This window comes from Embleya sp. NPDC001921 (assembly GCF_053594475.1).
In genome coordinates, this window is record NZ_JBSFEO010000031.1 from 135,099 (window position 1) to 161,111 (window position 26,013).

The following is a 26,013-nucleotide window of genomic DNA, read 5'->3' on the forward strand; positions in this document are numbered from 1 at the left end:
GGCGCCACAGTTCCCACTCGTTCATGCGACACATTGTCCCTCTTTCGAGTGATCGCAGGGCGGGCAGACGAGACACTCCGCTCCAATACATCGCATGACGACGATGGCGTTGACAGCCGCCGAACAGACCCGAACCCGCGTGCGGTCGGATCCGCCGCACCCCGACCTGGAGGCCGCGGTGGACGCGGCGCTGGAGCGGTTGATGCTCGCCGGATCCGCGCGGTCGGCGTCCATCCGGCCGCGCCGTACCGCGATCGAGGCTCGCGCGACCACGGAGCCGCAGGCGTGGGTGTGCTGGTGGCGCCGGTTCGAACCGGCCCGGGAACGGCGCGACCTACCGGCCATACGCGGCATGATCCTGGGCTTGATGGCCGGCTACGGTCTCTCCCGGTTGATCGAGGGCATCCCCGAACGCAGCCTCACCCGGCGGGTGTGCGATGTCGTGGGCGTGCTGCACCGGTTGAACGGAGTGGGCGAGCGCGACCTGGTCCCGGACCTCGCGGGGCTCGCGCTGCGCCGACTGGAGACCGACGAGTCACTCGCCGGCAACCCCAGCCACTGGGCCTGGGACGCTGCGGAGGACCTGCGCGACCTGTCAGCCGGCCTCGAACAACTCGCGCTCGGTGCCTGTTGAGGCCGCCGCGACCTGCTGTGGGCCGCGCCGCAAGGGGATCTCCCGCAACATGAGCGCGAGGACGAAGCCGAGCACCGCGATCGGGACGGCGGCCAGGAACACCGCGTCGAGCGCGTCCGCGAACCCGACGAGCGTCGCCTCGCGCTGCGCTGGCGGCAACGCGTCGATCGCCTGCCGGGTGACCCCCATGCCGGATTCGCCCGCCCCGGCCGGCCCCGTCCCGTCGGCCACCCCGTGCGCGAACACCGCGCCGAGCACGGCCGCGCCCAGGGCCGAGCCGATCGAGCGCGCGAACGAGTTCAGGCCGGTGGCCACGCCGATGTCCGCGTGGTCGACCGAGTTCTGCACCGCGAGCGTGGTGACCGGACCGATAGTGCCGAGCCCGAACCCCAGCACCATCAGCCCGATCAGCAGATGCCAGTACGGGCTGTCGACGCCGAGCAGCGACAACACCACGAGCCCTGCCGCGGCCAGCAGCGTGCCGACCAGGGGGAAGCGCTTGTACTTGCCGATTCGCGAGATCAACCGACCCGACAACGTCGAGCACACCATCATCGAGAGCATCATCGGCGCGAGCAGCAACCCCGACTGGGTCGGCCCGTGACCGCGCACGATCTGCTGGTAGATCGGCAGGAACGTGCTCATTCCCAGGGTCAGGCAACCGGTGACCATCGTCAGCGGACACGCGACCCGCACGATCGTGTTGCGCGAGAGCAACCGCAGCGGAATCAACGGGTCGGCCGCACGCCGCTCCACCAACACGAAGGCCGCGAGCGCGCCGACCGCCGTCAGGGCCAGCACCAGGCTCGATGCGGAGACCCAGGCGAACTGCGTACCGCCCCAACTGGTGAACAGGATCAAGGCACTGGTTCCGCAGGTGAGCAGGGCGAGGCCGAAACCGTCGAACGGACGCTTGGTGTAGGCCTTGCGCGGCAGCCTGAGCACCACGGACGTGACCATCAGCGCCACCGCGCCCAGTGGGATGTTCACATAGAACACCCATCGCCACGACAGCGCCTCGGTGAAGAAGCCGCCGATCAGCGGCCCGCACACGGTCGAGAACGCGACCGTGGACGCGATGAAGCCCTGGTATCGACCGCGCTCGGCGGGCGGTACGAGGTCGCCGATGATGGCCTGCGCGTTGCTCATCAGCCCGCCGGCGCCGAGTCCCTGGATCGCCCGGAAGGCGATCAGGGCGCCCATCGACTGTGCGGTGCCGCACAGCATGGAGCCCACGAGGAACACCACGATGGCGAACTGGAAGAGCCGCTTGCGGCCGTATAGGTCGCCGAGCTTTCCGTACAGCGGGATCGAGACCGCCGTGGCCAGGGTGTACGCGGTGGTTACCCATGCCAGGTGTTCGAGCCCGCCGAGGTCGGCAACGATCGTCGGCATCGCCGTCGAGACGATGGTCGCGTCGAGCGATGCCAGCATCACGCCGAGCATCAACCCGCAGAAGACCAACATGATCTGGCGATGCGTCAGAGTGGGTGGGGCGGCGGAACCCGCCCCCGAATCCTTCACATCGCTAAAAGCTAGGCTTGGTAATGAACCATGTCAATGATCATCCACGGCCCGGCCTGCGATGTCCCCCGGCGCGGCCCGCCTACGCGGCGCCGCTGCGCAGTTGCGCCACCACGCCGTCCACCCCGTCGCTGCGCAGTCGCTCGACCACGCGCACGCCGTCCAGGCGGGTCTTCATGTCCTGAGGGGTCAGGCCCCGCTCCAGGCACGCCGCCGCCAGCTTGTACTCCGCGGGCAGGATGCCGGCGGTCAGCCAGGCCAACACCTGGGCCGCCGTCAGATCCAACTGGGTCCAGCTCGTCGCCATCGCGTGCCGTTGTTCGGGCGTGGTCCGGGGATCGATCTGCTTGATCACGCGACCGATGTCGAGAACGCGCGTAGCGTCCCGATTGGGTGCCGCCGCGGGCACCGGCGCCGGGATGACCGCACGCGGCACCGACTGCGCCTGACGGCGCTGCTGCTGCGGGGGCTGGTGTTGTCGATTGGACCGGGTCGGCGTCTCCGAGGCGCGCCGACGAGGCCGCCGACCGTCGAGAAGGTTGGCCAACATGGCCTGTTCGACGGCATCGAGATCTTCCACCACAGGTAGTCACCCTTCTGGAATCCGCACCGTGCACAATCCGGTCATTCACAGAGGAATGCCGCTGTTCGGCGCTCACAATCACACGTCGGGAGGGACGTGGACTGCGATGGTCTTGCCCATGTCGACCTTCACTCACACACGCGACCGATCATCGAATCGTAGCGATATGACGAATCGTCAACCGTGCGCCCGCAAGCGCGCCGGTCAGTACGCTGAGGCGCGGTGCCGAAAGGGGTGACATGGGAACGGGATACGAGCGATCCTGCTGGTTCACCCTGCCCGCCCAACCGGCCTCGGTCGCCCAGGCCCGACGGGCGCTGGCGGACCATCTGACCTACTGGGGACTGCCCTACGGGCACGATCTGGGCTACGCCCTCAAGCTGGTCGCCTCCGAGCTGATCACCAACTCCGTCGAACACGCGGCCGTATTGTCGCCGGAGGTATCGGTCACCTGCACCGTGCACGACGGTTGGTTGTGGCTGGGCGTACGCGACCGCCATCCCTACCGTCCGGTCGCCCTGTTGGAAACGGTCGACGACACGTCGGGTCGAGGTCTGTTGATCGTGCGCAACATCGTCACCGAACTCGGCGGTCAGATCCACATCGAGGCACACCCGGACGGCAAGACCCTGTGGGTGATCCTGCCGTGGCCGGTCGCCTGACCCGCGCACCCGGCTTTTCCTCCCTGCCTCGGTCACCGTGCCCGCTACGGGCAGGCGATGTTCAGGACACGCTGCTTGTCCTTCATCGGGCCCGTCTCGTTGACGAATCGGTCCGACGCGGCCCGAAAGCCCGCCGAGTCGCCGCTGTTCAGCGTCGAGGCCGCCTCACTCAAGGCGTCGACCCGGCTGTCGTAGGCGTCACGCCATTGCGTGAACGGCCCGGCCGCGGCCGGATCGGCCGGCAGCGGTACGGCCCTGATGTGGGATCGGGTGTTCTTCAACTCGGCGCTCGCCGCGGCCAGTGCGGTGCGTTGCTGCGCGACGTCCTTCGACACGGTCGAGGCGGTCAGGTCGTTCAAGAGCTTGGTGACGTTGTCCGAACGAGCCAGGCAGACCTCGTTGACCGCCCGGACGTAGCTTTCCGCCGTCTGCTTCGCGGGACCCTGCGTCGCGACCGCCGGTCCGGCCCCGTTCTGGTCGCTCCCGCCCGACGCCGGCGAGTCGTCCGAGAGATCGAACGGGCCGATGCCCACCGCGACGAGCACGCTCAGCACGGTCGCCACCGTCCCGATCAGCGTGAGGATCAACATCAACCTCCCATTGCCGCCGCCGTCTCGGTCGCGGCGCGGGGGTGGTTGCGGTGGCGGGTAGGAGGGCGGGATCTGCGACGGATACGGCTGGTGGGGCTGTTGCCCGTAAGGCGGTTGGTGCGGGCCGTTCGGCTGATGCTGGTACGGCATGACCGGCTCCGGATTCCGTGTTTGCCAAAGGCTGAGGCCCGACGCGCGGCGGCGGCAGGTCGATCTTCAGGCAGTGACGGAGCCTCGCCCAATCGTCCGCGGAAACGTGCGCGCGGAAGTACGGACTGGACCGAGATTCCCCCCGTTCCGTCCCTCGGCACCTACGGCACAAGGGCGTTCGTATCGTAACCACAAGTGGACGGTCGGTGGCGATGATCGACGGATCGAGGAGATCGCAGGGGGGAATTTTCCCACCCGCGCCCCGATCCGTCGTGAATGGCGCAAACTCCATATGGGTGCGAGGTGCGAGATGTACATCGCGTTCATCCCCAATCGCCCGCATCGACGATCACCCCGGGCCGGCGGACCCCACGATCGCCTTGCCGAGCCCGCGCGACCCCACCCCGGGGAGCGCGAAACCGACCGAAGTTGCCGACTCCGGCCCCTGATGCCGCTCTTACGGGGCCGTTCGTACCGTGGCGAGGCGTCCTCGGACATGCCCGGTGCCGACGCCGCGAGCGACGGGTCGCGACCGCGATCGGTCCGCGACCACCGGCCTCGCGGAACATGCCAAGGGGTTGCCATCACGCAAAGCCCGCACACGGGAGCCCGTTGCGGGACATGATTCTGATAGCCGGCGGATTGCCGTACGGTGAACGTCCCTGGGAGCGGTGGCGAATGGACCGCGTCCACGATTGGAACCGTAGCCCGACCCACGGCCGTGCAGACCAGGGGAGGTACGTACCGCACATGTCGACATCCGCGGAGGCGCTTCCGGAGCCGGCGCGACCGGGCAGCCCTCGAAAGCCCGTTCCGGGCCCGGCAGGTGACGAGCCCTCGCCCGCGCGTGCCCACCCGGCCCATCTCGAACCCGAACATCCGCGCACCGGGGCGGTACTCGGCGCCGCGCGACACCTCGCCCCCGGCGACCGAGGGTCGAGCGATCCACTGCTCGACCCCGCGCCCGCACGTGCCGCCGATCACGCGGCCATCGAGAACCTGCTTCGCTGCCGCATCCGCGAGAGCGGAACCGCGGTTCCGGCGGACGGGCCGTTACGGCTTCCGCTGCCCGCGACCGCCAGCACCGTCGTCGCGCCGATCCTGTACCGCTCCGAGACCGGCATGCACCGCTTCGGCCCGGTCCGACTGAGCAGTGGGGTCGCACTCGACGCGACCACGTTGGCCGTGCTCCTCGCGATCGAGGCGGCGCACGGCCGAGTCGGCTCGATCACCGCGATCGCCGACATGACCGACCGGGTGATCGACTCGACCCGGCGGATCGCCCACCACCTCGCCGAGCGCCGCAAGGCGCCCGAGGACATTCCGGGGACGACGCCGTTCCTGTGCACCGAACAGTCGATCGTTCTCGGCCACCCGATGCATCCCTCGCCGGCATCGCGGCAAGGCATGTACGGACCCTCGTCGCCGCGCTACTCCCCGGAACTACGCGGATCGTTCCCCCTGCACTGGTTCGCCGTCGACCCCTCGGTGGCGGTCCACGACGGCGACCTGGGGCGACCCGTACCGGTGGTGCTCGCCGGGCTCGCCGAAGGCGATGTGAACCTGCCGCCGGGCATGGTCGCCCTGCCGGCGCACCCGTGGCAGGCCCGCGACGTACTCGGGCGACCCGGTGTCGCCGCGCTCCTGGAGCGCGGGCTGCTCCGCGACCTCGGGCCCGGCGGGCCCGCGTGGTCGGCCACCTCCTCGCTGCGCACCGTGTACCGCACCGGCGCGCCCGTCATGCTGAAGACCTCGCTCGGCGTCGAGATCACCAACTCCCGCCGGGAGAACCACCGCAGCGAACTGCGCCGAGGTCTCGCCGTGCACCGGATGCTCGACGCCGGCCTCAAGCGCGTCATGCACTCCGCCCACCCGGGGTTCGACGTGCTGCGCGATCTTGGCTGGATAGCGGTGGACGTCCCCGGCGGACGCGGCGAATCCGGCCTCGAACTCGTGGTGCGGGACAACCCGTTCGGCCCGCGCGACCGCGTGTACTGCATCGCGGGACTGGCCGCGCCACGCCCCGATCTGCCACGGGGTCGGTCGATGCTCGCCGACGTGTTGTACACGCTCGCCGCCCGCACCGCGACGCCGTTGCGCGAGACGGCCGAGTCGTGGTTCCGCCGCTACCTGGACGTGCTGGTCGCGCCGATCCTGTGGCTGCACGGCGAGTACGGCCTGGGACTGGAGGCGCATCAGCAGAACACGCTGGTCGTGCTGGACACCGACGGCCGCCCGATCGGTGGTCGCTATCGCGGCAACCAGGGCTACTACTTCTCGGCCGAACGCGGCGCGCGCCTGGCCCGCTGGCTCCCGGGCGCGGGCCGGGACCTGGGGACGTGGTGTCCCGACCACGTGATCGACGAACGGCTCGGCTACTACCTCGCGATCAACAACGTGCTCGGCCTCGTCGGCGCGATGGGTGCGCAAGGCCTGGCCGACGAGCGGGCGTTGATCGCGATCTTCCGCGACCGGCTCGTGCGCACGCGCACGGATCACCCCGCCGGGCGCCCGCTCGTGGACCGCCTCCTCGACGGTGCCACACTGCGGTGCAAGGCCAACCTGCTCACCCGCGTCGCGGGTCTCGACGAACTCGAAGTCCCGTTGGAGACCCAATCCGTCTACGTCGACATCCTCAACCCGATCGCGGACGTACGCGGCTGAGCGGTTCTCGTACCACCACAGAGGAGACGGCACGGTGCGCGCGAACGTCACGGTCCTGGCGCTGCACCGGCACGAAGGCGAACCCCTCGAATACGAGGACGCGGTCTGGATCGGCGACGGAGCCGGACGCGGGTTCCTGCCGCCGGCCGGGCCCGCGTGCAGGCGCGCCCGCGTCGATCGCCCCGGCGCCTTGCGGGTCGCCCTCGCGGACGGCGCCGCGGAGAGTCTGCTCGCGCGGCGCTGGGCCGAACTCCTGGTGCGAGCGTGCGGTGCGGCGCCCACCCCGCTCCTGTGCGGCGGTACCGGATTCGCCGACGTGCTGGCGCGTGCGGCGGACCGATGGCCGGAGCTGACCAAGCGCTACCTGGTCGAGCGGGACCGGCGCGGAATGCCGGTACAGCCTTACGAACTACGCAAATTGGAACGCGGAGCGCACGCTTCCGCCGTGCTCGCGGCGCACCTCGCGCCGCATCCGTGGTTGTCCGGGCGGGGCCAGTGGGCGGCGGCGGTGCTCGGCGACGCCTATCTCTTCCAGGTGCGCGGCGACCGGCTCTGGCGGGTGTTTCCGACCTCACGACGGCCCGACGTCGCGACCAGCAACGGCGCCGACCCCGCCGCGGTGGCGCGGCGGGTTCGGTGTGCGCGAGGAACCTGGACCGACAGGGATCTGCTGTACGTGGCCAACGACACGGCCGGCGCGTGGTTCCTGCGCAGCGCTCTGGCCGGCGGGCGGCCGTGGGAGGAATTGCGCGAGCCGGCCGCGGGCAGTCCCCGCGAACTTGCCCGGTGGGCGGCCGCGCGTCGGCGGGCGGGCGTTCTCGAGAACGGGGACCTGACCATCGTGCGCATCGACCCCATGATTGGCCCGGCTCGGGCTCCGGTGGCCTCGGACGCGGCGCCCGATCACGCGCGAGACCTTCCGCGTACGCCCCCGTCGTCGTCGTCCGTCCGGCGTCGAGCCGGGCCCCGATAGCGCTCGACTCGGCGGGTGAGGGCGTCGACGACCGGTCGCCTTGGTCGCCAACGGCCCGGGAAGCCTCGTCCTGCGGCGTCCGAAGCCGAGCCGTATCGGTAGAGGCGATGCCTCTACCAAAGGCATCCTCGTGCGGTGATCGGCCCGCGGGTCCGCCCCGAAGTCCTGTGACGTCCGCTGCGGGTGCGGGTCGGCCGAAGGGGTGGGACCGGCCGCCGACGGTCCCACCCCTTCAGGGCTTGTCGCGGGCGATCAGCAGGCGCCCTGGTCCTCCCACACGCCCCACTGGCCGGTCGTGCCCGGCGTCTCGCCGCGCGTCCACCACTTGGCGCGCCACGTGTGGTTGTTCCACACGACGGTGTCGCCGTTCGTGTACGTCATCGACTCGGTCCACGGCTTGGCCGCCGCGCACTTGGTGTGCAGGGGGACGTTGAGCTCCTTGATCCACTGGTTGCGTCGGAAGTCCCGGGCCTTGATCGACACCCGGTCGTTGGTGACCTCGACCTGGAGCCCGCTGTTCTCCAACCCGCTCAGCGCGCTCTCACCGCCCGAGCCGTCGTCGGTCCACTGGGTCTGGACGGCACCGGTGTTGACGACCGTGAAGCCTTCGAGGTTGCCGGTCCCCGGCACGACCTTGCGGACCGCCCAGTCGGACAGGTTCAGGTCCCAGTGCGTGTGCGAGGTGAACAGCACGGCGTCCTTGTGGGCACCCAGGATGTTCATGATGCGGTCGGCCTGGAGGTAGTCCGACTTGTAGAGTTTGTTGCGCGTGCCCGAGACCGTGTCCGGCAGGACGTGGTGCGAGAACACGAACGTCGGCTTGCCCTGCGCCTCCCAGTAGTTCATCCGCTGCTCGAGCCAGGTCAGCTGCTCATCGCTGAACCACACCTCGTCCCACTTGGTGGGGTCGCTGTACTTCATGTACTTCTCGGTGCCGAGGAACAACATCGGGACGCCGTCGACGACGCGCTCGTAGTAGACCTTGTCGAGCCCGGTGAAGTCGTAGAAGTTCTGGAAGAGCGACTGCTCGGTGGTGCCGTTGGGCCAGGTCTCCTGACACAGCTTGTCCGGGTTGCAGTACTTGGGCACGTAGAACTCGTGGTTGCCGATCGTGAAGAACGTGTTCGCCGGGTGCGGACGCGTGTTCAGGACCTGCTTCACCTGGTCGTACTCGGCCTTGTAGCCGCGCGGGGTGATGTCGCCGTTGACGACGAGCGCGCTGCCTGCGGGGTTGATCACCTTCATCTGGTCGAGTGCACGACCGAAGTCCGCGAGGTCGCCCTGCACGTCGCTGATGACGTTGAAGGACACCTTGGCGGGCGCGGCGGGGGCGGCGCCGACGGGAGCGGACGCACGGGGAGCCGGGTGGCTCTCGGCGTAGGCGGCACCGGCGCCCGCCGTGAGCGCGAGCGCGGCGCACACGGCCGCGACGCGGCGGTGTTTGCGGAAGTTGGGCATGGCGATCCTCGGGACGACGCGGGGCGTGGGGACCCGCCCATCACACCGGTTGGCGCCGGCCGCACGGCGGCTCGCAATGATCATGAAGGTGTCGAGCGGCTGAAGATCATCCGCGAATCCGGCAAAGCGTGCCCCAAGGTGTCCACAAGTGCCGGGTTGTCCACAGATTGCGACCGCTCACACCGCGCCGCGGGCCGTGCGGACCAGGATCCGGGGATGGAAGAGGCCGTACGAGTCTTGCGGGGGTTGGCATGGCAGCACGACGGAGTGGTAACGCGGGAACAGGCGGTATCCGCCGGGGTGTCCGGGCGGGTGTGGCGCAGACTCGTGAACGCTGGGAAGGTGCGCGAACTCGCGCGAGGCGTGGGGCTCGTCGATGCCGATCGATGTGTGCTCTCCTCGCGCGGGTTGTTGCGCGCCGGGCTCGCGGCCTATGGCGAGCGAGCCGTGGCCGCATTGCACAGTGCGGCCCGCGTGCACGGGATGCGTGGCGTGCCGCGGGTGGATTGTGTGCACATCGCGACGCCCGACACCGCGTCGCGTCGTGGTGGGCCCGGCATCGTCGCGCATCGGCGCCGATTGCGGGCCGACGAGGTCGTGACGGTGGACGGGTTTGCGGTGACGACGCCGGTGCGAACACTGGCCGACCTGGTGCCGACGCTGCCACCCGAGGAGGGTCTGGCGGTCCTCGATTCGGCGCTGCATCTGGGCTTGGTCGAGGCGGCGGAGCTGGAGGCGGTCGAGCGGGCGGCAGCGGGCCGGCCCGGGGCGGGGCGGGTTCGGCCGTTGCTCGAAATCGCGGACGCGCGGGCCGAGAGCCCGTTGGAGTCGCGGGTACGACTCGACTGCGTTCGGGGCGGGGTCGCACCGGACGAGTTGCAGCACGAGGTCGCGCTGCCCGGCGGCGGCCGGGCCCGCGTGGATCTCGCGTGGCTGACCGGCTTGCGACCGATCTTCGCGGAGGCGGACGGCGCGGACGTGCACTCGCGGCCCGACGCGCTCTTTCGCGACCGGTCCCGGGCCAACGAACTGGCTCTCGTGGGCGCGCTCGTGCTGCGCTTCACCTGGCACGACACGCTCCGGCGGGGGCGGGTCGCGGGGGTCGTGCGGCGGGCGTTCCAGTCGTGAATCGCGCGGTCTCGCCGGTGCCGGTGCGGTTCGGGGTGGCCCGGCTACCCGGTGACGCGGACGTGCTCCAGCGCCAACAGGCGCTGCTTGCGCGGCAATCCGCCCGCGTAGCCGGTCAAGGTGCCGTCGGCGCCGATCACCCGGTGGCACGGGATGATGATGCTGATCGGGTTGCGGCCGTTGGCGAGTCCGACCGCGCGGGACGCCGTCGGTTGGCCGAGGAACCTCGTCGCCAGGGCGCCGTAGGACATCGTGTGCCCGAACGGGATGGTGGTCAGGGCCGACCAGACCTTGAGCTGGAAGGCCGTGCCCGCCGGCGCCAACGGCAGGTCGAACTCGCGCAGTTCGCCGGCGAAGTAAGCGCTCAACTGCGCCTGCGCCTGGGTGAACGCACCGGGATCGTGTACCCAGTCCGCGCCCGGCGTGGCCGCCATGTAGAGGGCGGTGAGCGAGACGCCGTCGCCGATCATGAGCAGCTCGCCGACCGGGGAGTCCATCACCGCGTATCGGCGGGGGCCGTCGAGCGGGGTGTGGAACACGGCCGGGGGCACGTGCGGGTCGGGCGTTTCGACGGCCTCGAACAGGGCGTCCTGGTTCATGCTGCTTCCTTCACCGAGACGGTGGGTGCTGCGGACAGGCTCGCCCACAGGTGGTGCAGTGCGTACGAGCGCCATGGGGACCACGACTGCGCGGCCGAGACCGGGAGGTCCCATCGCGCGAGCGCGTGCTTGACGCCCAAGTCGGTGGGCAGGAACACGTCCGGATCGCCCAGTGCCCGCAGTCGAATGTACGACGCCGTCCAGGGGCCGATACCCGGAAGGGCCAAAAGACCCGCCTCCGCCGCCCTGCGATCCACGCCCGGGTCGAGCCGGACCGCCCCCGACGCCAGCGCACCGGTGAGCGCGAACAGCGCCTTCTTACGCGACACGGGCATCGGCAGATCCGCCGGATCCGCGTCCGCCAGCGCGGCCGCGGAGGGGAACGCGTGGGTGAGTCCGTCCAGGGGCGCCGCCAGCGGCTTGCCGTACAGGGCCGTCAGCCGGCCTGCGATCGTGCGCGCGCCCGCGACCGAGACCTGCTGGCCGAGCACGGCGCGCACGGCGAGTTCGTCGGGGTCCACGTGTCCCGGCGAGCGCAGCCCCGGGGTGGCCCGCACGAGCGCGCCCAGGCCACCCTCGCCCGGTTCGGCACTCCCGAGCGCCTCGTCGACCGCGAGCGGGTCCGCGTCCAGGTCGAGCAGCCGTCGGCAGCGCTGCACGGCGGCGCCCAGGTCGCGAAGGTCGGCGAGGACCAGGCGGCACCACACCCAGGAGGGGCCGGGCGAGAGCTCGACCACGCCGGTGCCGTGCGGGAGCGACAGCACCCGGCGGTAGACCCCGTCGACGTACTCCTCGACGCCGGGGATCGCCCGCAACCCCAGGAAGTCGAGCGCGTGCCCGAGCGCGATCGGCTCCCGGTAGGGCAGCCGCAGCCGGATTTCGCCCGGCTCGACGCCTCGGGTGCCGGCCCGACCGCGCACCTCCGAGGGGGTACGGCCGAACACCTCGCGCACGGTGTCGTTGAACTGCCGCACGCTCGCGAACCCGGCCGCGAACGCGACCTGCGCGATCTGGAGGTCGGACGTCTCCAGCAGGATCCTGGCCGTCTGCGCCCGTCGGGCCCGGGCGAGTGCGAGCGGGCCCGCGCCGACCTCGGCCATCAGCAGACGGTTCAACTGGCGGTCGCTGTACCCGAGCCGGCCCGCGAGGCCGCCGACGCCCTCACGGTCGACGACCCCGTCCGCGATCAGGCGCATCGCGCGCCCGACCACGTCGGCGCGGACGTCCCACTCCGGCGAGCCCGGCGAGGTGTCCGGACGGCAGCGCTTGCACGCCCGAAACCCCGCCGCCTGCGCGGCTGCGGCCGACGGGTAGAACCGCGCGTTCTCACGCTTCGGCTTGACCGCGGGGCAACTCGGCCGACAGTAGATGTCGGTGCTCGTGACCGCCATGTAGAACCAGCCGTCGAACCGACTGTCCCGGCTGCTGCACGCTCGGTAGCACTGCTCGTCGTCCATCACGTCGACCAGTGTCACCTGTTCCCACGGGAGTGGCCGGCGGGAATCGGACAGCACCGTGAGGCCGCCTTCGCGCCGCCGGTGACGCCTACAACCCCCGAATCAGCCCGTTGCGGAAGAGGTCGACGAAGATGGCGTGGTCGGCGCGAGCGCGCGCACCGTACGCGTGCGCGAAGTCCACGAGCGAGGTCGTGAAGCCCGCCTCGTCGCGCTCGATCGCCTCGAGGATCGCATGCTCGGTCGAGAACGGTACGAGCGTGTGACCGCTTTCCTCGTCGGCCACCGCGTGCATCGTCGCGGTGGCCCGGCCCAGGTATTCCACGACCTCCGCGATCGTGGCCACCTCGTTGAGGTCGGACCAGTCCAGGTCGTTCGCGTACGGCGACACCTCGGCGACCAGTTGGCCCACCCCGTCGATGTCGGTGTAGCCCAGCCACGGGTCCGCGTGCGCCTGCAGGGCGCGCTGCGAGATGACCGTGCGGTGTCCTTCGTGCTCGAAGTAGGAGCGCACCTCGGGGTCGGTGACGTGGTGGCTCACCGACGGCGTCTGGCCCTGCTTCATGTACAGGATCACGTCGTTCTCCAACGCCTCCGTGTTGCCCTCGATCAGCAGGTTGTACGAGGGCAGGCCGGCGCTGCCGATGCCGACCCCGCGCCGCCCCACGACGTCCTTGACGTCGTAGGTGTCCGGCCGCTGCCGGGTCGCGGGAGGCAACGTGTCCAGATAACGCCCGAAGGCCTCCAGTACCGTCGCCTTGACGTCGTCGGACAACTCGAACGCGCCGCCGGACAGGGCGAACCGCCGTTCGTGGTCTTGCACCACCGTCTGCGAACGGAGCAACTCGATCCGGGTCTGCAGCCGAGCCTGCCGCAGCACCTCCAGGAGCGGCCCCTCGGTCGTCGCCAGGGTCAGCGCGGCCTCCTGCGGCGTGGTCTTGTCGGTCAGCAGCCGAAGTTGGTCCAGGTAGGCGGCTCCGTAGCCCGCGACGAGGGTCGTGATCGTGTCGTCGCTGAGGGCCTTGCCGTGTCCGATCAGCGCGAGGCTCGCCGCGAAGCGCTTGACGTCCCAGGTCCACGGGCCGACGTACGCCTCGTCGAAGTCGTTGACGTTGAACACGAGCTTGCCGTCCGCGTTCATGTACGTGCCGAAGTTCTCCGCGTGCAGGTCGCCGTGGATCCACACCCGCGAGGTGCGTTCGTCCAGGAAGGGGTCCTCGCGGCCGTCCAGATCGGCGTAGAACAGGCAGGCCGTACCCCGATAGAACGCGAACGCCGAAGACGCCATCTTGCGGAACTTCACCCGGAACGCGGCGGAATCGCCGTCGATCAGCGCGCCGAAGGCCCGTTCGAAGACCTCCAGGATGTGCCGGGCGCGGTCCTCGGCGTCCGCCGGGCCGTATTCCGCGTAGCCGCCCTCGAACCCCACGCCGCCCAGACCGATCCCTATGCCCTCGGTCATCGCGACCGCCTCCCTCGAAGTCTCCGCGAGGCCGGCAGGACCCCGCGTCAGGATCCCAGACGGGAGGACCGGGAGGGCATCGAGCCCCCGGAGCGTGAGGGGGGAGTCAGAGGCGCCCGGGGGCTCGACATCCGGCGCATGCCCGGTCGGCGGCGAGTCATGCCCGGGACGCGTCGAAGATGCTCAGGACTGCGAGCCGATCCCGATCGTTCCGGAGGGAGTGCTGGTTCCCGGGACGGCTCCTGCCCCGTTCGGCGGCCACGCCGCCCCGGAGCTCGGCGGGGACGGCAGGGTGGGCGGCTGGGTGTCGGACTTCGGGCGGAGCGGGGATCGGTAGTCGATCCTGGGCGGAGTGGCCGCCGCCACCTTGTTGGCGTCCGGAGCCACCCACACCTGCCAGGTCGGGTCGAGGGCGATCGCGCGCAGCCGGTCCATCGGCAGGATCGGCGTGTTCCGGGCGATCTTGCCCTTCTCCTCCCGAGAGGCGATCTCCTCGAGCATGATCACGACGCCGTCGCGACGCACGACGCGCACGGACCAGACCTTGGGCCCGTTGCCCCACGGCCCGGCCTTGCCCTCCGCCCGGTTTTCCGGGGTGTCCGGCGCCGCGGGGTAGACCCAGTCCTGCCGCTCCACCACCCTGCCTTCCGGAGCCTGGTAGTTCACGCACTTGGCGTAGGTTTCGCCGCCCGGAGGCGGACATTCCACGGTTTCCGGATTTTCGGCGTTCTGTTGCACCGACACCGAGAGCAGGCTGGGCCCGACGGAGTCCTCGAGCACCAACGACGCCGACGCGCCCGCAACGTGAATTCCCGCGGACGTCCGGTCCGTGTTGTCCGACCCGGTGATCCCGGAACTCAGGGTGTCCTGTGGCAGAAGTTCCAGGAACTTCTGCAGCAGCAGCGGTGGTAGCACGGGCACGGTCCCGGCCGGGACCGTGAGCGTCGGCCGGGGTTTTCCGGCCTGGGAGGCGGGCGCGGAGACCTCGGCGGTCGTGCTCGCGGGCCCCGCCACCTGCCCGCGGTGGTCGTCGCTTCCGTCCGCCACGACGAGCAGGGTCGTGCTCGCCACGGCCAGTACCGCCGCGGTCGACACGCCGACCTGGATACGCCGTACCAGTTTCATGCGTCTGCCCCGGGCGATGCCGCCCGCGACCAATCCTGTCGGGGGGACCAGCCCCGACGCCGACGTTCGCATCGCGACCGCCAGCTCATTCTCGTCGGACCCCATAGACCTACCGTCTCCTCGCATCGCTGACATCCGTGCGAACACAGGTCGTGCTGCTCACCAGCCGTACGGCCGTACCGGCGGTGTACGCGGCAACTCCCTCATGCGGCGGAGAGCCATCCCGATTCGGCCCCGAGCACGCTGCGCAACTTCTCCAAGGCCCGCATCGATCTGCTGCGCACAGCCCCCTCGGACACGCCCATCTGCCGCGCCGTCTGCTCCACGCTCAGGTCCTCCCAATACCGCAGGACCAGCACCGCCCGGTCCTTGGGCGGCAGTTCGGCCAGGCTCTTCAAGAGCGTCAACCGCAACGCCTGGTCCTCCTCGGGGCCGGAGCCCTCCGGCAGGTCGGCGTAGGGCTGCTCGGTGCTGCTCAGCCTGCGTCGGTGGGACAGATAGGTGCGTGTCAGCACGGTGCGCGCGTACGCCTCCGGGCTGTCGGCCCGGCTGACCCGCTTCCAGGCCCGATACAACTTGCCCAGCGTCGTCTGCACGAGGTCCTCGGCGAGATGCCAATCGCCACACAGGAGCCATGCCGTCCGGAACAGCCGACCGCTGCACGCGTTGGCGAACTCCAGGAAATCGGCCGGCTCAGCGTCGAAGCCCGCCATAGACCCTCCTCGTCCCTACGCGCCCTCGCGCGTACCCACCCCATAGACGCGGCGGACCCCCCGGCACGTCACAACTTCCGGCCGAGAATACGTATGCGCAGCTCATGGGCCATTCGAGGGGTTGGCCCGGGGGTCCGCGCGTCGGCCCGTAGCCTGGGCCACGATCGATCACCATCGATCCCGCAGCCCTCGCCGCCCGAACCCGGCGTGGGGTACGAACCAACCAGGGGAGTGGACGTGACGTCGGTGGACCACGATGTGGATCGTTTCAGCGCCAAGACCCGCGACTGGGTGGACGAGGCCATCCGCAAGGTCGCCGCCGACGCGAACCGTTCCGCCGACACTCACCTGCTGGCCTACCCGCTGCCCGCGGAGTGGGGCATCGACCTCTACCTCAAGGACGAGTCGACCCACCCGACCGGCTCGCTCAAGCACCGGCTCGCGCGTTCGCTCTTCCTCTACGCCCTGTGCAACGGGTGGATCGAGGAGGGCACCACCGTGATCGAGGCGTCCTCGGGTTCCACGGCCGTCTCGGAGGCGTACTTCGCCAACCAGATCGGCCTGCCGTTCGTCGCGGTCATGCCCGCCACCACCAGCCCCGAGAAGATCGAGCTGATCGAGTTCCACGGCGGCCGATGTCACCTGGTCGAGGACGCCGCCACGGTGTACGACGTCTCGCGCGCGCTGGCGGCGGAGACCGGCGGGCACTTCATGGACCAGTTCACCTACGCCGAGCGCGCGACCGACTGGCGGGGCAACAACAACATCGCCGAGTCGGTCTTCGAGCAGATGTCCGAGGAGCGGCATCCCATCCCCGAGTGGATCGTGGCCGGCGCCGGCACCGGCGGCACGAGCGCGACCATGGGCCGCTACGTCCGCTACCGCCGGCACCACTCCAAGATCTGCGTCGTGGACCCCGAGAACTCGGCCTTCTTCGACGGATGGCGCACGCACGATCCGGCGTACACCGAGGCGTGTTCGTCGCGGATCGAGGGCATCGGGCGACCTCGGGTCGAGGCCAGCTTCATGCCGAACATCGTCGATCGCATGATCAAGGTCCCCGACGCCGCGTCGGTGGCGGCGATGCGCGAACTGCACCGGCGTACCGGACACAAGGCGGGCGGCTCGACCGGCACCAACCTGTGGGGCGCGCTGCGTCTGGTGGCCGAGATGCGCGCCGCGGGTCGGACCGGATCGGTGGTGACGCTGCTGTGCGACGGCGGCGAGCGCTACGCGCATTCGTACTACTCCGACGAGTGGCTCGCGCGCCAAAAGCTGGATCTGACCGCGTACGAGGACACGTTGCGACACTTCCACGCGACGAGTGAATGGCGCTGATCGAGCGGCCTTAGGCTGGGTGTCGCAGGTCGACGAGGAGGAGCAAGGGATGAGCGGAGCGGGAAACGTCGTCTTCGACAAGCGTGAGCAATTGGAGAAGATCCAGAGCGGGTTGCTGCCGGGTGAGCAGATCATCGCGGTCTACGACGCGAAGGGCGTCGGCACCGGGTTCATCGGGCTGACCGACCGGCGCGCGATCATCCAGGACAACAGCTTCGTCGGCAAGAAGGTCGCGATCACCTCCTTGCCCTATTCGAAGATCAGCAGCGTGAGCATGGTCTCCAACAAGAGCTTCACCGGCTCGTACCTGAGCTCCAGCGAAATAGCGATCCACGTCGGCACGCAGACCTACAGCGTGGAGTTCCGCAGCGACGACAAGGGCCGACACGTCCACGACGTGATCCTGCACTACATCATGCACTAGGCCTGTGACCGGCGGCGGAGGTGGGGAAACGCCAGGTGATCAGGCATAACACCGTTCCCTGGCGTTTCGTTGCGTTCTCTCGGAGGGGTTAGTTTCGTCCCTCTGGGATCCCAGAAATCCCTGTAGCGTCCCAGGGCGTTTCGTTGCGTTACGGCGTGGGGGGCCGAACGGGGAGTTCGTACCGCACCTCGTTCGCGCCGCCAGGGATCAGGAGATCGGCAGTCTCGACCGGGCCGTCGTCGGTGTGCCACGTCCGCCTGATCACGAGCAGGCTCGCCCCCGTCGGCACGTCGAGAGCCGCGGCCTCTTCCGCAAGCGCCGGCCTGGCGGTCAGGTCCTCGATCGTGCGAGTGATCACGTGTCCGATCGCGGCCATGCGGGCCGGTACGCCGGCACCCGCGAGCGGCCCACGCTCCGGCAGGAGAACGGGCGTCCCGCCGGTGATCGCATACGGCTCCCAGCTCGAATGCCACATCACCACATCGGCGCCCAGGCGGAAGACGTAGACGCTCCGGACACAGCGATCGCCGGCGGCGATGCCGAGGCGCTGGGCAATGTGCTCGGGCGCAACCGCGTCCGTCGACGTATCTACCGTCCAGGTCGGGTCCGCTCCCGGCCGGGCCGCCATGGCCATTGTGTAGGGCATGCGGTGCCCTATGTCCTCAGTCCAGTGGCGCACGAGGTGCACCTCCGAACGCCGGTTGCGGACGAACGTCCCGGTGCCCTGCCGGCCCTCGACGAGACCCTCGGCGGTCAGGACCTTCAGGACCTCGAGGGCCGTGCCGTGGCCGACGCCGAACTCCTGCGTGATCTGTGCCCGCGACGGAATCCGTGATCCAGGGGGATAGGCCCCCGACTGGATTCGGTCTCGGAGCTCGGCCGCCACGCGCATGTACGCCGCCGTCTCCCCGTGAGGGACACCTGCCACGACGGTTCCTCCTGCCACTCTGCGTGGCTAAGGATGTCATCCTTCGGGAGAGCCGCCAGTTATACCCATAACGTGTACAGTCCGTGACCAAAGGTGGCCAGAACGGCTGGAGCTCCCGGATGGATCCCGCACACATCACCCTGCCCGCGACGCCCGCGAGTGTGTCGCTCGGCCGGGCGTGGGCGCGATTGCTGCTGGACGGTTCACCCGGACGGGCGGCTGTCGAGCAGGTCGTCGGCGAACTCCTCGGCGAGGCCTTGGCCCAGGGTGCCGAAGGGGATGTGCGCGTCGAACTCCAGCGCACGGCCGGCGAGTGCGTGGTCGTCGTGACGTCCCGTGAGCCGGGGCCCACCACGCCGGGCAGCGGCGTCGACCTTGGTGAGCATCCACGGCTGGTGATCGTGGACGCGCTGGCGGACTCGCTCGAGCAGCGGGTCGACGTCGATGGAGTGGTCATCATGCGTGCGCGGATCACCTGGATGGAGTAGACAGAGAGTGTCTTGGGCGGGGTCCCTGCCTGCGTAGCTCAGACCCCGCCCGTGCGGCACCGCCTGGTCCGGCGGTGGTCTATGGGGCCTACCAGGTGGGCCTGCTGGCCTGGTACCTGCGGATCACCCGAACGTCCTCGACCTTCGCCGACCACTTCGCGTCGCCGTTGTGCGGCTTCACCCACACTCGACCGCGCTGGGGCCAACCCTGCACGATCCCGGGCGCGCGCCCTCGGGCGTCGAAGGTGTACTCGACGTGGTCGCCGTCTCCGGGCGGTCGCGCGTCGTGGGCCATCACGTATCTCCATCAGGTGGGTGGGTGGCTGCGTGTTGGTGCCTCGCCCGGCCGGCGCGCTGGGCGCGATCTCCCCCGGCCGGGCGAGGTGGTGAGGGCCCGGCGGTGATGTGAGGCACCACCGGGCCGAGTCGCCCGTCGAACGGAAGGGCGGGCGACAGTGGGCCGGCCCCGCTACCGCGCCGGTGGCAGCAGGACCGGAGTCGAGGGCCCGGCGGTCTACCAGCCGCCGGGCCAGGCCGTCCGCCGGGCGAAGGGCGAACAGCCGGGGGTGCCGCCGCGGATCGATCGCGGGCGGCGTCGGGCGGGGCTTAGCCGCCCGAGTTCGAGATCCGGCCGATAGGCGGAGCCGGGACCCGGTACAGCAGGTACACGCGGATCTCGTGCTGGAGAGCGACGAGTTCGTCGTGCGTCATGTCCGTCGGCTCACGGTCCGGCAGCTTCACGCGGATCGGACGGTGTGGATCGCCGGAGGGGCCCACGCTCACGACCGGAACGGAGGCGCTCACCGAACGTTCCTTGCCGTCGCATTGACGTCGAACAGGTCGAGAAGGTCGACCATTTCGGCGACGTGACGCTCGGCTTCCTCGCGAGTCAGCTCCACCTGCGCAGCCGGCCCGGCGCCGGACATGCGCACGATGAAGGGCCGGTCGGCCTCGGGCTCCAGCTCCAGGGTCACTCGCGGCTGCTCGGTTTCGCCGGCCATCGCTTCTCCCTTAGTGATCTTGGTGTCACTCCCAGTGCATAGATCTTGCGAGAGAAAACAGAGGAGGACCCGCACAGTTTTGTGCGGGCCCTCTGAAGTGCGAATACACCGGGGACTAGAGGTCGATACCACTCCAACGGGCGAATCCGGCGATGGATTCGCGGTTCCCACGATCCTGCCTCAACAGCGCGGCGGCCGTGTCGCGCACCCGCGGATGGTGCCTGGTGTGCTGAGGCGCCAACTTCCGCGCCTCCTGCAGCGACTTCAGCGTCCCCTCTCGGTCACCCGTTGCCAACTTGGCATGCGCCACGTCGATGTGGTGATGCGAACTCCGCTCGGGGGCCAGATCGTCCGGCAGCACCATGCCGTCCGCCATGCGGACTGCGTTGTCCATCTCGCCGATCTCGATCTCGGCGGCCACCTTGTGAATGGCCACGTTGACGGGCCCGAACGTCGTCTCGTAGACGACCTTGTCGCCGCCCATGGTGGCCGCCAGCCGGTCGGCTTCCTCGAAGTACGCCCCGGGGTTGCGGTTGCCCACACCGCGCGCCGTCAGGATCGCCAGCTTGAGCAGGATCGCACCATGCACACCGGTGTCCTGGATCGTGCGCGGTCGCTGCGCGGACAACGCGACCAGGTCCCGCTCGACGCCCTCCAGCAGGTGTACCCCCGACTCGATTGCGCCCTCGCGCAGCATGGCCCCACCCAGGAGGTAGCGCGCGGTTGCCACGGCCAGCGGGTCCTCCGACTGTTCGGCCGCCCATTCCGTGCGCTCCAGCGCGGACGTACTCAGGTCGTAGTAGCCGAGCTTGTGGGCCAGGGAGTTCGCAGCCCGGTAGCCGGTCGCCAGCAATCCGAACGCCTCGCGACGCTCGGAGCCCTCCGCCCCCAGGGCGACGTGCCCCAACTCGGTGAGCACGCCCGGCAGACTCGGGGCCACCTGCGCGTACTGCGCGGCGCGACGGTGCCGACTGATCTTCTCGACCTCGACACGCAACTTGGCCAGGGAACGCGGCGCGACGGTCAACCGGGCCGGGTTTCGGTAGCACAGCAGGACCCGCCGCAACTCGGGGATTACGCCGCTCACGTCCCGGTCGGTGAAGTCCGGCTGACCGTTTAGGCGAGTCACGTCGGTACGGAGCGCGCCAGCCAGGCGCACCAAGACGTCGTGTGTCGGGAGCCGTGCGCCGCGCTCCAGCTTTTCGAGGTAGCTGACGGAGATGCCCGCGGCGTTCGCGGTGTGCTGTTGAGTGAGTTGGTGCAGGTTGCGCGCGGTACGGATGCGCGCACCCACGCCCTCGTCGTCCATGAGGCCCATCGCTGTCTCCCCGGTTCGGTGGCAATCGCAGAGTACGTCGCCAGACCTGTCCGCATACCAACGCACAGATGAAGCCTGCCCACCCGCACAAAACTGTGCGGGTCGAAGCGGCCCCGGAGCCGCAGGGCGCACACCGGGTCGCGTAACCCGCGCGAGTGCGCCGGCTACCGATCACGGGCGGCGTGGTGCCACGCTGGGCCCATGCCCATCACACACGTCCGCGGCCAGGCCGTCGTCCTCCCCGACACCCTCGACGGGATCCGCGCAGCCCTCCCCGAAGAACGTCGCGCCGAGTTCGACAAGGTCATCGGCGCCACCCCGCTCAGGCAGATCGCCCAGGTCGCGCTGATCGATTTCGCGCTGCCCGACGAGGCCCACGAAGAGGACGAGGGGCAGATCGCCCGGCTCAGGGCCGGCGACTTCTCCGGCCTGCACAACGCGGACGGCACGCCCTTCGAGCCCCCGGAGCCGCAGTGAGCCGCTACTACGTCGCCTACACCGACAAAGCCGAGACGGGCCTGGCCGGCCTGTCGTCCACCAGTCGGGCCAACGTCAAAGCGGAGATCGAGCGGACCATCGGCCGCGACCCCTACGGCTGTGGGTCCTCGGCCGTGCGCGGCGACAAGGACCGGCGGTCCGCCTCGGTGTCCACGGTGATCATCGAGTACGAGGTGTCGGCGTCCGTCCTCACCGTCACCGTGGTTCGCGCGCTGGCCTGGTAGCCGAGCCGCCACCCGGACGCCGGCCGCGCCCACGAGCCCGGTGTCGGAGGCGGCGGGTAGCGTCGGGCGGATGCACGACTCGCACGACACCCCCACGCTCGACGCCGCCCAAGCACGGTGGGACGCGGCCGACGCCGCGGTCAAAGCCCACGCCCGGACCGGCTGGCGGAACGACGCGACCCCGCCCGAGGACGAGGGCGAGCGGGCCGCGTGGGACGCCGAGCACGCCGCCTGGGTCGAGGAGTGGGGCCGGCTCCAGGCCGAGGCGCGGGCGGCCGTTGTCGCGCTGTACCGGGCGCGGCAGGCCGCAGGCGAGTAGGGGCCATCGGGTCTGTGGATAACCGGGTCACCTGTGGCCAGCGGCCGGCAGCCTGGGTCCATGGCTGACACGAAACGCGTCCTGACCGGCGGACCCCTCGATGGCGAGGTCATCGACCTGGCGTCCGCGATCGCCGAGGGCGGTGGAGACGACGGGGTGCTCCTGCCCCAGACCGAGGGTCACGACGACCGGCTCCACAACTACGAGCCGGGCAACGACCCATCCGACGGGCGGCTGTACTACCAGGGCAGCGTCGGCTGAGTCCGGACGGCACGAAGCGGCCCCACCCCCGTGAGGAGGTGGGGCCGCGAACCCCGCGCGAGCGGGGCCGACGAGAGACACGCTAGCCGCCGGGACGGACATCCGTGCAACGGACGCGAGGACTTGTTCAGGCCGGCAGCTTCACCAGCCAATCAGGCATCCGTTCCACGTAGTGCTGGAGCGCGTACTTGAAGCTGAGCAGATCGATCGTCCGCACACCGCGCTCGCTACCCAACAGTTGCCTGCCGCCGGGCTCGTTGCCTATCTGCACCAGGGCGCCCTGGCGGCACAGCCGGTAGATCTGGGGCCGCTTCCGCTCGAATGCCAGCAGGTGCCGCCGAAGCCGTTCGTCGTCGAGCCGGTCGGCCGCGTCGTAGCACGCCTGCAATTCGACGCCGAGTCGATCTTGCGGGCCCGCCTGCCCCGCGCGAGCAGCAGCGAGCGCGGAGGAATGTTCCTCGCCGCCGTCTTCGCCATCATTCCTTCGTTCATCGGTACTTCCTGAAGAGGTACCGGTCACCGACGTGCCGCGAGCCGACGTACCGTCCGCCGACGTACCGCGAGCGGTACCCCGGTCCTGCGGCAGGTCGAAAACCTCCAGCACCGTGGAGAAGCGGCCGTTCGCGAGCTTCTCCTTCCGCCGGACCATGTAGCCCGCGGCTTCGAGTTCGGCGAACGCCGCGCGCATCCCGCGGCGGCCCTCGCCGACGACGTCACCGCGCGTCTTGCGGGCCCGCTCGGACAGGGCGTCGGCGTTCGTCTCCCACTTGTCGGGGCGACTCAGGAGTTCCGCGAGGACGCCGCGAGCGCAGTAGCTCAAGCGGTCGTCCCGCAAGGTGTCGTTCGGGAGGATCGTGAACCCGGAGACGGGCTTGGAGCGACGTATCCTCAGCATGTTGCCGCCCGGTGATGACGGCGCCGGACAGGGATCGGTACAGTCATAGACGTGCCTTACTGCGTGACGGTGATAGGGCACTGCGCGGGTCGGTAGCCCGCCGAAATCACTTACGGCCGGGCGGAGTTGGATCCGTCCGGCCGTTGTGTTTTCTGCCTCGATTCTAGTCGCCACACCCCTTGAAGGCGCGCTCGAACCGGCGCGCCACGCCTGTCAGTTCCCACCGCCACCCGGCCTTTTCCCTCGCGCGCGCTGCCCCCTTCGGTCTGCTCGTCGACGGGCAGTCCACACCGCCCGGTGCCCGACACACCGGACACCACGCACGCCGGCACACACCCAGCATCCGAGCCACGACACACCCCCTCACGACGAGAAGCCCCGCCGCCGCCCGAAGGCGACAGCGGGGCCGATCACACTCCAGTTCGCTGGTACTCCTCCACCAACGGCTCCGGTGGTTCCGGGTCGATCCCCGCCCGGCGCATCTGCGCACACCACCGATCCGCGCTCCGCGAGAACGCCCGCAAGACCGCCTCCAGCCGCGACAACCGCTGCCGCAACTCGCCGTTCTCCCGGTCGACCCGCTCCGTCGTCTCCTTCAGAATCGACAGACTCACCTGGTCACGCGCAGGCTCCGCCGTGACCTCGGCGACCGCACGCTGAGCCTCGATACCCGCCTGCGTCGCACGCTGCGTCGCCCTCAGCGTGAACCAGCCCCCCGCAGCCGTGATCCCCGCACTCCCGATGATCCCCGCCAGGCTCCATATCTCACTCACGAGTCACTCGCTCTCACCTGGTCCGCAGGCGGGACCGAGTGCTCAGGCACCGTGCTCGCCCACAGGATCACCCACACATGGCCGCACATCAGCCAGCCCCACAACGCCGCGCCGCGGGGGTAGTCGCTGGTCCACCACGCCCACAACAGCGTCCCCGCCCACGCGACCGGCGGCACCAGCGCCACGAGAAACGCCGGGCCGTCACGACCGACCGGCATCCACGCACCCGCGAACACGCACGCCCCCACGACGATCCACAGCCACGCCCACGCCCACACGGGCATCACGGACGTCAGCGGGCTCACCGTCGTCAGCGGACCCGTCAGGTAACTGACACCGAGACACACCTTCCCCAGGCCCGCGCCCAGCAGGTAGATGCCGCGGCGGCCCAGACGCTGCCGCGCACGAGCCGCCGCCAGCCTCACCGCGAGTACCCCGGCGAGGCCGTGTCGTCCTCCGGCCGGGGAGTGTGCTTCGCCAGCCAACCCGCGACCAGCGTGATCGCAGTCGGCAGCATCGGAGCCACGAACACCTCGGCCACGTCCGGCAAACCACCCAGCAGGCCCGCGTCACCCGTCGCGTTCAGGATCCCGAGCAGGCCGGCCAGACCGAGATACGTGGCAATACCGGCAGCCTTCACCTTCGTTTCCACAGGAGCAGCCATGGTCACGCCTCCGTCCGCTTGTGGTCCTCGTCCGCGACCGCCTTGGCGATCGCCGACATGAGCGTCTTGTCGGCCGCGATCGCCGCAGCCACAGCCGTCGCGTCGACCTGGACCGGGACCGGCGTGGACTGGGCGGCCCGGATCTCGGCGAGCACGTCCATCACCTGCTTCTTGAAGATGTAGATCTCCCGGTCGACTTCGAACCCGCGCGGCACGTAGGGCTTGCCGTCCAGCTCGAACGTCGCCTCCGGGTACGGGTCGTCCCGCAGCCGCTTCACGACAGCAGCCGTGACCGAGTTGGTGACCTCTTCCACGCTCGCCATATCGAACTCATCTCCTGATGAAGGGGTGGTGGGGATCGGCCCGCCCGCGAGGCCGCGCTGGATACCGGGCAGGATGAGCTGGTCGAACTGCCGCACGCGCGCGTCACCCGGGCACGCGGTGCCGCCGGTCGACCACTGCGGATACATCCGGTGGTAGCCAATCCCCGGCGCGTCCCACGACGACGGCTTGCGGGCGGGGATGCCGTGGGTCTGGCACAGCCACACACCCAGGCGGATGATCATCGCGACCTGCGCATCCGTCCACGGATCCGTGTGCTGCAGATTGCTCGCAGACTCCAGGCTGATCGCGCGGACGTTCGCCTGGGCGCTGGCGTCGGCGCGGGTCTGCGTCCCGATGTACTGGCCGAGCGAACCGTCGAAGCCCAGCCCGAAGTGGCTGTCCAGGTTGGTCGAGTCCCGCCAGTACTCAAAGATCCGCTGAACCGTCCACGGCGCCGCGATCGAGTGCAGGATGAACTGCGTCGGCTTGATCGCCGCCTGCGAGTTGGACTCCGGCAGTAGCTCCATCTTCTTGGCGAACGGGCACCAAGCCATGGCCTCTCCAGTTGTGAACCAGGCGCCATAGTCGGCCTGGAGGCTGTCGTCGATGTCGATCTCGTAGGCCCCGAGGCGGGTGGTCGGGATCCGCTGCCACAGGTGGATACCGGGCACCCTGTGGTCGGCCGACCAGGCGCCCGTCTGCCAGAACCAGCGGGCCGCACCCGAGGACATCGCCCACTCGATTGCGCGCCGGCCGCCGTAGATGCCCACGTTCGCCGTGTCGAAGACGCTCGCGATGCCGGAGAAGTAGGCGGCCACCGCCGGGAGATCCGCCGGCCC

Annotated in this window: 31 protein-coding genes; 12 read left to right on the top strand and 19 right to left on the bottom strand. The window is 69.9% G+C overall.

All coding sequences use genetic code 11. The annotated features are described in order from the left end of the window. Positions 1 to 94: 94 nt before the first annotated feature. Positions 95 to 634: a hypothetical protein gene (locus ACWCPW_RS31655; protein WP_449764984.1), complete on the top strand. Its 540-nt coding sequence runs from the start codon at positions 95 to 97 to the stop codon at positions 632 to 634. Here the strand turns inward: ACWCPW_RS31655 and ACWCPW_RS31660 are convergent. Together ACWCPW_RS31660 and ACWCPW_RS31665 are read right to left on the bottom strand one after the other, a co-directional pair. Next, positions 596 to 2,158: an MDR family MFS transporter gene (locus ACWCPW_RS31660; protein ID WP_449764985.1), complete on the bottom strand. Its 1,563-nt coding sequence runs from the start codon at positions 2,156 to 2,158 to the stop codon at positions 596 to 598. The genes ACWCPW_RS31655 and ACWCPW_RS31660 overlap by 39 nt on opposite strands. A gap of 82 nt (positions 2,159 to 2,240) precedes the next feature. Then, positions 2,241 to 2,738: a hypothetical protein gene (locus ACWCPW_RS31665; RefSeq protein ID WP_449764986.1), complete on the bottom strand. Its 498-nt coding sequence runs from the start codon at positions 2,736 to 2,738 to the stop codon at positions 2,241 to 2,243. 242 nt (positions 2,739 to 2,980) lie between these two features. Between ACWCPW_RS31665 and ACWCPW_RS31670 the strand changes: the two genes are divergently transcribed. Further along, positions 2,981 to 3,403, top strand: a complete 423-nt coding sequence (locus tag ACWCPW_RS31670) for an ATP-binding protein (RefSeq protein WP_355529513.1) — start codon at positions 2,981 to 2,983, stop codon at positions 3,401 to 3,403. A gap of 44 nt (positions 3,404 to 3,447) precedes the next feature. On the opposite strand, the gene ACWCPW_RS31675 is transcribed toward ACWCPW_RS31670, so the two are convergent. Next, positions 3,448 to 3,993, bottom strand: a complete 546-nt coding sequence (locus ACWCPW_RS31675; protein WP_449764987.1) for a hypothetical protein — start codon at positions 3,991 to 3,993, stop codon at positions 3,448 to 3,450. A gap of 900 nt (positions 3,994 to 4,893) precedes the next feature. On the opposite strand from ACWCPW_RS31675, the gene ACWCPW_RS31680 reads away from it, so the two are divergent. Together ACWCPW_RS31680 and ACWCPW_RS31685 are read left to right on the top strand one after the other, a co-directional pair. Then, entirely contained in the window at positions 4,894 to 6,807 is a 1,914-nt protein-coding gene (locus ACWCPW_RS31680; protein ID WP_449764988.1) for an IucA/IucC family protein, read from the top strand. A gap of 34 nt (positions 6,808 to 6,841) precedes the next feature. Further along, positions 6,842 to 7,780 (top strand): hypothetical protein, encoded by a 939-nt coding sequence (locus ACWCPW_RS31685; RefSeq protein WP_449764989.1) that lies wholly within the window; start codon positions 6,842 to 6,844, stop codon positions 7,778 to 7,780. 252 nt (positions 7,781 to 8,032) lie between these two features. Here ACWCPW_RS31685 and ACWCPW_RS31690 read toward each other — a convergent pair whose 3' ends face one another. Next, complete coding sequence (locus tag ACWCPW_RS31690; RefSeq protein WP_449764990.1) at positions 8,033 to 9,238, bottom strand: DUF4073 domain-containing protein; 1,206 nt, start codon at positions 9,236 to 9,238, stop codon at positions 8,033 to 8,035. Between the two features lie 327 nt (positions 9,239 to 9,565). Between ACWCPW_RS31690 and ACWCPW_RS31695 the strand changes: the two genes are divergently transcribed. Next, positions 9,566 to 10,366, top strand: a complete 801-nt coding sequence (locus ACWCPW_RS31695; protein ID WP_449764991.1) for a hypothetical protein — start codon at positions 9,566 to 9,568, stop codon at positions 10,364 to 10,366. A 44-nt stretch (positions 10,367 to 10,410) separates the two neighbouring features. Here the strand turns inward: ACWCPW_RS31695 and ACWCPW_RS31700 are convergent, their stop codons facing one another. From ACWCPW_RS31700 to ACWCPW_RS31720, 5 genes are all read right to left on the bottom strand, one after another. After that, a complete protein-coding gene (locus tag ACWCPW_RS31700; RefSeq protein ID WP_449764992.1) occupies positions 10,411 to 10,965 on the bottom strand; it encodes a methylated-DNA--[protein]-cysteine S-methyltransferase in 555 nt (184 codons plus the stop codon). Further along, positions 10,962 to 12,422: an AlkA N-terminal domain-containing protein gene (locus ACWCPW_RS31705; RefSeq protein ID WP_449765015.1), complete on the bottom strand. Its 1,461-nt coding sequence runs from the start codon at positions 12,420 to 12,422 to the stop codon at positions 10,962 to 10,964. Before ACWCPW_RS31705 ends, ACWCPW_RS31700 begins: the two co-directional genes overlap by 4 nt. 88 nt (positions 12,423 to 12,510) lie before the next feature. Then, positions 12,511 to 13,881: a DUF2252 domain-containing protein gene (locus ACWCPW_RS31710; protein WP_449764993.1), complete on the bottom strand. Its 1,371-nt coding sequence runs from the start codon at positions 13,879 to 13,881 to the stop codon at positions 12,511 to 12,513. Between the two features lie 183 nt (positions 13,882 to 14,064). Then, positions 14,065 to 15,006 (bottom strand): hypothetical protein, encoded by a 942-nt coding sequence (locus ACWCPW_RS31715; protein ID WP_449764994.1) that lies wholly within the window; start codon positions 15,004 to 15,006, stop codon positions 14,065 to 14,067. Positions 15,007 to 15,209: 203 nt separating this feature from the next. Then, positions 15,210 to 15,719: a SigE family RNA polymerase sigma factor gene (locus tag ACWCPW_RS31720; protein WP_395859804.1), complete on the bottom strand. Its 510-nt coding sequence runs from the start codon at positions 15,717 to 15,719 to the stop codon at positions 15,210 to 15,212. 231 nt (positions 15,720 to 15,950) lie between these two features. On the opposite strand from ACWCPW_RS31720, the gene ACWCPW_RS31725 reads away from it, so the two are divergent. Both ACWCPW_RS31725 and ACWCPW_RS31730 read left to right on the top strand, forming a co-directional pair. Next, a complete protein-coding gene (locus ACWCPW_RS31725) occupies positions 15,951 to 17,057 on the top strand; it encodes a PLP-dependent cysteine synthase family protein (protein WP_449765016.1) in 1,107 nt (368 codons plus the stop codon). 49 nt (positions 17,058 to 17,106) lie between these two features. Then, entirely contained in the window at positions 17,107 to 17,481 is a 375-nt protein-coding gene (locus ACWCPW_RS31730) for a PH domain-containing protein (protein ID WP_078979150.1), read from the top strand. Between the two features lie 148 nt (positions 17,482 to 17,629). Here the strand turns inward: ACWCPW_RS31730 and ACWCPW_RS31735 are convergent, their stop codons facing one another. After that, positions 17,630 to 18,373: a GntR family transcriptional regulator gene (locus ACWCPW_RS31735; protein ID WP_449764995.1), complete on the bottom strand. Its 744-nt coding sequence runs from the start codon at positions 18,371 to 18,373 to the stop codon at positions 17,630 to 17,632. Between the two features lie 155 nt (positions 18,374 to 18,528). Here ACWCPW_RS31735 and ACWCPW_RS31740 point away from each other — a divergent pair, with 155 nt between their 5' ends. Next, positions 18,529 to 18,897: a hypothetical protein gene (locus ACWCPW_RS31740; RefSeq protein ID WP_449764996.1), complete on the top strand. Its 369-nt coding sequence runs from the start codon at positions 18,529 to 18,531 to the stop codon at positions 18,895 to 18,897. Positions 18,898 to 18,985: 88 nt separating this feature from the next. Here the strand turns inward: ACWCPW_RS31740 and ACWCPW_RS31745 are convergent, their stop codons facing one another. From ACWCPW_RS31745 to ACWCPW_RS31760, 4 genes are all read right to left on the bottom strand, one after another. Further along, positions 18,986 to 19,192 carry a hypothetical protein gene (locus ACWCPW_RS31745; protein ID WP_449764997.1) on the bottom strand — a complete coding sequence of 69 codons (207 nt, stop codon included), beginning with the start codon at positions 19,190 to 19,192 and terminating at the stop codon, positions 18,986 to 18,988. Between the two features lie 311 nt (positions 19,193 to 19,503). Beyond that, the gene (locus ACWCPW_RS31750; RefSeq protein WP_449764998.1) at positions 19,504 to 19,701 is read right to left on the bottom strand and encodes a hypothetical protein; all 198 of its coding nucleotides are present in this window, start codon (positions 19,699 to 19,701) and stop codon (positions 19,504 to 19,506) included. Further along, positions 19,698 to 19,898: a hypothetical protein gene (locus ACWCPW_RS31755; protein WP_449764999.1), complete on the bottom strand. Its 201-nt coding sequence runs from the start codon at positions 19,896 to 19,898 to the stop codon at positions 19,698 to 19,700. Before ACWCPW_RS31755 ends, ACWCPW_RS31750 begins: the two co-directional genes overlap by 4 nt. Before the next feature lie 115 nt (positions 19,899 to 20,013). Continuing rightward, positions 20,014 to 21,216, bottom strand: coding sequence for a helix-turn-helix domain-containing protein (locus tag ACWCPW_RS31760; protein WP_449765000.1), 1,203 nt, complete (start codon positions 21,214 to 21,216; stop codon positions 20,014 to 20,016). 201 nt (positions 21,217 to 21,417) lie between these two features. On the opposite strand from ACWCPW_RS31760, the gene ACWCPW_RS31765 reads away from it, so the two are divergent. From ACWCPW_RS31765 to ACWCPW_RS31780, 4 genes are all read left to right on the top strand, one after another. Further along, a complete protein-coding gene (locus tag ACWCPW_RS31765) occupies positions 21,418 to 21,693 on the top strand; it encodes a hypothetical protein (protein ID WP_449765001.1) in 276 nt (91 codons plus the stop codon). Continuing rightward, complete coding sequence (locus tag ACWCPW_RS31770) at positions 21,690 to 21,938, top strand: hypothetical protein (RefSeq protein ID WP_449765002.1); 249 nt, start codon at positions 21,690 to 21,692, stop codon at positions 21,936 to 21,938. The genes ACWCPW_RS31765 and ACWCPW_RS31770 overlap by 4 nt, the downstream gene beginning before the upstream one ends. A 70-nt stretch (positions 21,939 to 22,008) precedes the next feature. Beyond that, the gene (locus ACWCPW_RS31775; RefSeq protein ID WP_449765003.1) at positions 22,009 to 22,257 is read left to right on the top strand and encodes a hypothetical protein; all 249 of its coding nucleotides are present in this window, start codon (positions 22,009 to 22,011) and stop codon (positions 22,255 to 22,257) included. Positions 22,258 to 22,317: 60 nt separating this feature from the next. After that, positions 22,318 to 22,518, top strand: coding sequence for a hypothetical protein (locus ACWCPW_RS31780; protein WP_449765004.1), 201 nt, complete (start codon positions 22,318 to 22,320; stop codon positions 22,516 to 22,518). Between the two features lie 127 nt (positions 22,519 to 22,645). On the opposite strand, the gene ACWCPW_RS31785 is transcribed toward ACWCPW_RS31780, so the two are convergent. From ACWCPW_RS31785 to ACWCPW_RS31805, 5 genes are all read right to left on the bottom strand, one after another. Next, entirely contained in the window at positions 22,646 to 23,494 is an 849-nt protein-coding gene (locus tag ACWCPW_RS31785) for a hypothetical protein (RefSeq protein ID WP_449765005.1), read from the bottom strand. A gap of 329 nt (positions 23,495 to 23,823) precedes the next feature. Beyond that, positions 23,824 to 24,186: a hypothetical protein gene (locus ACWCPW_RS31790; protein WP_449765006.1), complete on the bottom strand. Its 363-nt coding sequence runs from the start codon at positions 24,184 to 24,186 to the stop codon at positions 23,824 to 23,826. Next, positions 24,183 to 24,611 (bottom strand): hypothetical protein, encoded by a 429-nt coding sequence (locus tag ACWCPW_RS31795; RefSeq protein ID WP_449765007.1) that lies wholly within the window; start codon positions 24,609 to 24,611, stop codon positions 24,183 to 24,185. Before ACWCPW_RS31795 ends, ACWCPW_RS31790 begins: the two co-directional genes overlap by 4 nt. After that, positions 24,608 to 24,850 (bottom strand): holin, encoded by a 243-nt coding sequence (locus ACWCPW_RS31800; RefSeq protein WP_449765008.1) that lies wholly within the window; start codon positions 24,848 to 24,850, stop codon positions 24,608 to 24,610. Before ACWCPW_RS31800 ends, ACWCPW_RS31795 begins: the two co-directional genes overlap by 4 nt. A 2-nt stretch (positions 24,851 to 24,852) precedes the next feature. Continuing rightward, entirely contained in the window at positions 24,853 to 25,992 is a 1,140-nt protein-coding gene (locus ACWCPW_RS31805) for an N-acetylmuramoyl-L-alanine amidase (RefSeq protein WP_449765009.1), read from the bottom strand. Between the last annotated feature and the right edge of the window lie 21 nt (positions 25,993 to 26,013).

Coding starts and splice junctions, on each gene's coding strand:
- ACWCPW_RS31780 (WP_449765004.1), top strand. CDS start 22,318: ATGGCTGACACGAAACGCGTCCTGACCGGCGGACCCCTCGATGGCGAG.
- ACWCPW_RS31705 (WP_449765015.1), bottom strand. CDS start 12,422: ATGGACGACGAGCAGTGCTACCGAGCGTGCAGCAGCCGGGACAGTCGG.
- ACWCPW_RS31755 (WP_449764999.1), bottom strand. CDS start 19,898: ATGGCCGGCGAAACCGAGCAGCCGCGAGTGACCCTGGAGCTGGAGCCC.
- ACWCPW_RS31675 (WP_449764987.1), bottom strand. CDS start 3,993: ATGTTGATCCTCACGCTGATCGGGACGGTGGCGACCGTGCTGAGCGTG.
- ACWCPW_RS31765 (WP_449765001.1), top strand. CDS start 21,418: ATGCCCATCACACACGTCCGCGGCCAGGCCGTCGTCCTCCCCGACACC.
- ACWCPW_RS31655 (WP_449764984.1), top strand. CDS start 95: ATGACGACGATGGCGTTGACAGCCGCCGAACAGACCCGAACCCGCGTG.
- ACWCPW_RS31760 (WP_449765000.1), bottom strand. CDS start 21,216: ATGGGCCTCATGGACGACGAGGGCGTGGGTGCGCGCATCCGTACCGCG.
- ACWCPW_RS31715 (WP_449764994.1), bottom strand. CDS start 15,006: ATGAAACTGGTACGGCGTATCCAGGTCGGCGTGTCGACCGCGGCGGTA.
- ACWCPW_RS31700 (WP_449764992.1), bottom strand. CDS start 10,965: ATGAACCAGGACGCCCTGTTCGAGGCCGTCGAAACGCCCGACCCGCAC.
- ACWCPW_RS31775 (WP_449765003.1), top strand. CDS start 22,009: ATGCACGACTCGCACGACACCCCCACGCTCGACGCCGCCCAAGCACGG.
- ACWCPW_RS31800 (WP_449765008.1), bottom strand. CDS start 24,850: ATGGCTGCTCCTGTGGAAACGAAGGTGAAGGCTGCCGGTATTGCCACG.
- ACWCPW_RS31740 (WP_449764996.1), top strand. CDS start 18,529: ATGGATCCCGCACACATCACCCTGCCCGCGACGCCCGCGAGTGTGTCG.
- ACWCPW_RS31720 (WP_395859804.1), bottom strand. CDS start 15,719: ATGGCGGGCTTCGACGCTGAGCCGGCCGATTTCCTGGAGTTCGCCAAC.
- ACWCPW_RS31710 (WP_449764993.1), bottom strand. CDS start 13,881: ATGACCGAGGGCATAGGGATCGGTCTGGGCGGCGTGGGGTTCGAGGGC.
- ACWCPW_RS31670 (WP_355529513.1), top strand. CDS start 2,981: ATGGGAACGGGATACGAGCGATCCTGCTGGTTCACCCTGCCCGCCCAA.
- ACWCPW_RS31735 (WP_449764995.1), bottom strand. CDS start 18,373: ATGCGCGTGGCGGCCGAGCTCCGAGACCGAATCCAGTCGGGGGCCTAT.
- ACWCPW_RS31680 (WP_449764988.1), top strand. CDS start 4,894: ATGTCGACATCCGCGGAGGCGCTTCCGGAGCCGGCGCGACCGGGCAGC.
- ACWCPW_RS31730 (WP_078979150.1), top strand. CDS start 17,107: ATGAGCGGAGCGGGAAACGTCGTCTTCGACAAGCGTGAGCAATTGGAG.
- ACWCPW_RS31745 (WP_449764997.1), bottom strand. CDS start 19,192: ATGGCCCACGACGCGCGACCGCCCGGAGACGGCGACCACGTCGAGTAC.
- ACWCPW_RS31690 (WP_449764990.1), bottom strand. CDS start 9,238: ATGCCCAACTTCCGCAAACACCGCCGCGTCGCGGCCGTGTGCGCCGCG.